The organism is Mycobacterium sp., assembly GCF_050701515.1.
Taxonomy (GTDB): Bacteria; Actinomycetota; Actinomycetes; order Mycobacteriales; family Mycobacteriaceae; genus Mycobacterium.
In genome coordinates this window covers 1-4314 of sequence record NZ_JBOGDB010000072.1, presented here as the reverse complement: position 1 = coordinate 4314, position 4314 = coordinate 1, and the positions used below count along the sequence as shown (strand labels likewise).

General features: G+C 68.3%; 4 protein-coding genes. 2 read left to right on the top strand and 2 right to left on the bottom strand.

Features of this window, described 5'->3' with window-relative positions; genetic code table 11:
• On the bottom strand, nt 1–725 hold a 725-nt coding region (locus tag ACRDU5_RS06095), incomplete at its 3' end, for an acyl-CoA dehydrogenase family protein (RefSeq protein ID WP_526613590.1).
• A complete protein-coding gene (gene fadD3 / locus ACRDU5_RS06090; protein WP_526613589.1) occupies nt 726–2285 on the bottom strand; it encodes a 3-((3aS,4S,7aS)-7a-methyl-1,5-dioxo-octahydro-1H-inden-4-yl)propanoate--CoA ligase FadD3 in 1560 nt (519 codons plus the stop codon).
• Between the two features lie 47 nt (nt 2286–2332).
• On the opposite strand from fadD3, the gene ipdE1 reads away from it, so the two are divergent.
• Together ipdE1 and ipdF are read left to right on the top strand one after the other, a co-directional pair.
• Nucleotides 2333–3514 carry an acyl-CoA dehydrogenase IpdE1 gene (gene ipdE1 / locus ACRDU5_RS06085; protein WP_526613588.1) on the top strand — a complete coding sequence of 394 codons (1182 nt, stop codon included), beginning with the start codon at nt 2333–2335 and terminating at the stop codon, nt 3512–3514.
• Nucleotides 3511–4299, top strand: coding sequence for a (5R,7aS)-5-hydroxy-7a-methyl-1-oxo-2,3,5,6,7,7a-hexahydro-1H-indene-carboxyl-CoA reductase (gene ipdF / locus ACRDU5_RS06080; protein ID WP_526613587.1), 789 nt, complete (start codon nt 3511–3513; stop codon nt 4297–4299). The genes ipdE1 and ipdF overlap by 4 nt, the downstream gene beginning before the upstream one ends.
• Nucleotides 4300–4314 lie beyond the last annotated feature (15 nt).

Genomic DNA, 4314 nt, shown 5'->3' with positions numbered 1-4314 from the left:
TTGCTCGACGTGCTCATCGCCGCCCGCCAGCCGTCATGCACACCGCCGATGACGTCGTTGTCGGGCACGAACACGTCATCGAGGAAGATCTCGCCGAACCCGGTGTCGCCGCCGAGCTGCGCGATCGGACGCACCGTGATGCCGTGCGCCTTCAGGTCGAACATGAAGTACGTCAGGCCCCGGTGCCGCTCGGCATCGGGATCGGAGCGGAACAGGCCAAATGCCCTCTCCCCGAACGGCGCCCGTGAACTCCAGATCTTCTGACCATTGAGCAACCAGCCGCCGTCGGTCTGGGTGGCCGTCGATCTCAGCGAGGCCAGGTCGCTGCCGGATTCCGGCTCGGACCACGCCTGCGCCCAGATCTCCTCGCCGCTGGCCATCTTGGGCAGCACCCGGTCCAGCTGCTCCTCGGTGCCATGTGCGAACAGTGTCGGCGCCAGCATCGATGTGCCGTTGGCGCTGGCCCGTCCGGGCGCGCCGGCGCGAAAGTACTCCTCCTCGTACACCACCCATTGCAGCAGGGTGGCGTCGCGGCCGCCGTATTTCTCGGGCCAGGTGATCACCGACAGGCCGGCTTCGTAAAGCACCTTGTCCCAGCGCCGATGCTGTGCGAAGCCTTCGGCGGTGTCGTAGGACTTGGTCGGGAAGGCCGACTTGTTGGCCGTAAGGAATTCCCGCACCTCGGTCTGGAACTCGAGGGTGGCGTCGTCAAAGTTCAGGTCCATTTAGGATCTTTCCCTCAGCAGTGGCTTGACCACCTTGCCACCCGGATTGCGGGGCAGCAGGTCCAGGAACGCCACCGATCGCGGAGCCTTGAAGTTCGCCAAATGCTCACGCGTATAGGCGATTATGGACTCTTCGTCCAGTTTGGCGTCCGGCTTGGCGACGACGAACGCCTTGCCCACCTCGCCGAGCCGTTCGTCGGGCACGCCGATGACCGCGGACTCGGCCACGCCGTCCAGCCGGGCCAGCACCTGTTCGACCTCGGCGGGATAGACGTTGAACCCGCCGCAGATGTACATGTCCTTGAGCCGGTCGGTGATCTTCAGGTTCCCGGCCTCGTCGACGGTGCCGACGTCGCCGGTGTGCAACCAGCCCTCGCTGTCGATCGCCGCCGCGGTGGCCTCGGGGTCGTCGAGGTAGCCCAGCATCACGTTGGGCCCGCGCAGCAGCACCTCCCCTGTTTCGGCGGCGCTGCTCGCCGCAATGCGCAGCTCGAAGTCGGCGATCGGGCGTCCGCAGGTGGTGGCGACGGTGACCGCATCGTCGTCGGCGCGGCACATGGTGCCGAACCCGCTGGCCTCGGTCAGCCCGTAGGCGGTCAGCACGATGTCGATGTCCAGCTCGGACTGCATGCGTTCGATCAGCACGACGGGGATCGTCGCCGCGCCGGTGACGGCGAACCGCAACGAGCTCAGGTCGTAGTCGCCGCGCTTGGGGTGGTCGAGCAGGGTCTGGTGGATCGTCGGCGGCCCGGGCAGCACGGTGATGCGGTGCTCCTGCACCGCGTGCATGGCTTGTTCCGGATCGAAGGTCAGCTGCGGGATCAGCGTCGCACCGGTCTGCAGGCAGGCCAGGATGCCCGCCTTGTAGCCGAAGTTGTGGAAGAACGGGTTGATGCAGAGGTAGCGGTCGGCGCTGGTGACCTGCCCGCACGCCGCCCACGCAGCCGGCGCGTCCAGCGACTGCCGGTGCGCGCACAGGGCGCCCTTGCTGCGGCCGGTGGTGCCGGAGGTGAACAGGATGTCGGACACGTCGTCGGGTTTAACCGCCGCGGCCCGCCCATCCACCGCATCGAGGTCGGTCCCCTGGGCGACGAACCCGTCCCAGGTGCCGTCGTCCTTCTCGACGGGCACCCGGACGATGTGCCGCAGGTCGGGCAGCTGGCCCCGGTCGAGTTCGGCCGCCTTGTCGGCGCCGAGGAACTCGCCGGCCGCCACCAGCAGCGGCGCCCCGGTGCGGACCAGCACATCGGTGGCCTCACTGGCGGTGTAGCGGGTGTTCAGCGGCACGAGCACGCCGCCGGCGTAGTGGGTGGCCAGGCACGCCACCACCCAGTGCCAGGTGTTCGGCGACCAGATGGCGACCCGATCCCCGGCGCGAACCCCCAGGTCAAGCATCGCCGCCGCGGCCCTCCGGACTTCGTCCCGCAGTTCCGCGAATGTGACCCGCCGATCGTCGGTGACCAGCGCGTTGTGGTCGGAGAATTGGTCGGCAATCCGGTCCAGGACCTGCGGAATGGTCCTCGGATCGTCCCCTGCCCTGCGGGCGTGGGCCCAAGTCATTGATGCTCCTCTAACAAAGCAAGTGCTTGGTAGGTTAGCCTACAGGTATGGAAGAGGTCCAGGAGTTCCGGGCCGAGGTCCGTGACTGGCTCGCCGACAACCTCGTCGGCGAGTTCGCCGCGCTCAAGGGGCTGGGCGGGCCGGGGCGCGAGGATGAGGCGTTCGAGGAACGCCGGGCGTGGAACCAGCATCTGGCGGCTGCCGGTCTGACGTGTCTGGGCTGGCCGGAGGAGCATGGCGGCCGCGGGCTGTCCGTCGCGCACCGCGTCGCGTTCTACGAGGAGTACGCCAAGGCCGACGCCCCCGACAAGGTGAACCACTTCGGTGAGGAACTGCTCGGGCCGACCCTGATCGCCTACGGCACCCCGGAGCAGCAGAAGCGCTTCCTGCCGAAGATCCTCGACGTCACCGAGCTGTGGTGCCAGGGCTATTCCGAGCCCGGCGCGGGCAGCGACCTGGCCAATGTGTCGACCACGGCCGAACTCGACGGCGACCAGTGGGTGATCAACGGCCAGAAGGTGTGGACGTCGATGGCCCAGATGTCCCAGTGGTGTTTCGTGGTCGCGCGTACCGAGAAGGGCTCCAAGCGGCACGCCGGCCTGTCCTACCTGCTGGTGCCGCTGGATCAGCCCGGCGTAGGAATCCGCCCGATTGTGCAGTTGACCGGGACGGCGGATTTCAACGAGGTGTTCTTCGACGACGCCCGCACCGACGCCGATCTCGTCGTCGGCCAACCCGGCGACGGGTGGCGGGTCGCGATGGGCACGCTGACCTTCGAGCGCGGCGTTTCCACACTGGGCCAGCAGATCCGTTACGCGCGTGAGCTTTCCAATCTCGTGGGGGTCGCCAAGCGCAACGGCGCCGCCGACGATCCGCTCATCCGGGAGCGGCTTACCCGGTCGTGGGCCGGCCTGCGGACCATGCGGTCCTACGCGCTGGCCACCATGGACCTCGGGCAGCACCGGAGCCGCCCCGGCGGCGACATGGGGGCCGGCCAGGACAATGTCTCGAAGCTGTTGTGGGCCAACTGGCATCGGGATCTGGGTGAGCTGGCGATGGACGTCGCCGGGGCGGCAGGCTTGGTCGCCGCCGACGGCAACTTCGACGAGTGGCAGCATCTGTACCTGTTCTCGCGCGCGGACACCATCTATGGCGGCTCCAACGAGATCCAGCGCAATATCATCGCCGAGCGCGTGCTCGGCCTGCCCAGAGAGGTGAAGGGTTCATGACCCTGGCCGATGTGCCGAAAGAGATTGACGGCCACGGACTTCTGACCGGCAAGGTCGTCGTCGTCACGGCTGCGGCGGGTACCGGCATCGGGTCGGCGGTGGCACGTCGCGCCTTGGCCGAGGGCGCCGACGTGGTGGTCTCCGACCATCACGAACGGCGGCTCGGCGAAACCCGCGACGAGTTGGCGGGGCTGGGCCTGGGCCGGGTGGAGAGCGTGGTGTGCGACGTGACGTCGACCGCCCAGGTTGACGCGCTGATCGCGTCGACGACCGCCCGGATGGGGCGGCTGGACGTGCTGGTCAACAATGCCGGCCTGGGCGGGCAGACGCCGGTCGCCGACATGACCGACGAGGAATGGGACCGAGTGCTCAACGTGACGTTGACGTCGACAATGCGTGCCACCCGCGCCGCGCTGCGGTACTTCCGGGAAGCCGACCACGGCGGTGTGATCGTCAACAACGCCAGCGTGCTGGGCTGGCGCGCGCAGCATTCGCAGTCGCACTACGCGGCGGCCAAGGCGGGGGTGATGGCGCTCACCCGCTGCGCCGCGATCGAGGCGGCGCCGGCCAACGTGCGGGTGAACGCGGTCGCGCCCAGCCTGGCGATGCACCCCTTCCTGTCGAAGGTCACGACCGAGGAGCTGCTCGAGGAGCTGACCGAGCAGGAGGCGTTCGGGCGGGCGGCGGAGCCGTGGGAGGTCGCCAACGTGATCGTGTTCCTGGCGAGCGACTACTCGAGCTACATGAGCGGCGAGGTCGTCAGCGTCAGCAGCCAGCACCCGTGACGCGGTTGCAAAACT

Excerpts from the sequence above, each read along its gene's own strand:
- fadD3 (WP_526613589.1), bottom strand. The coding sequence starts at position 2,285 with ATGACTTGGGCCCACGCCCGCAGGGCAGGGGACGATCCGAGGACCATT.
- ipdE1 (WP_526613588.1), top strand. The coding sequence starts at position 2,333 with ATGGAAGAGGTCCAGGAGTTCCGGGCCGAGGTCCGTGACTGGCTCGCC.
- ipdF (WP_526613587.1), top strand. The coding sequence starts at position 3,511 with ATGACCCTGGCCGATGTGCCGAAAGAGATTGACGGCCACGGACTTCTG.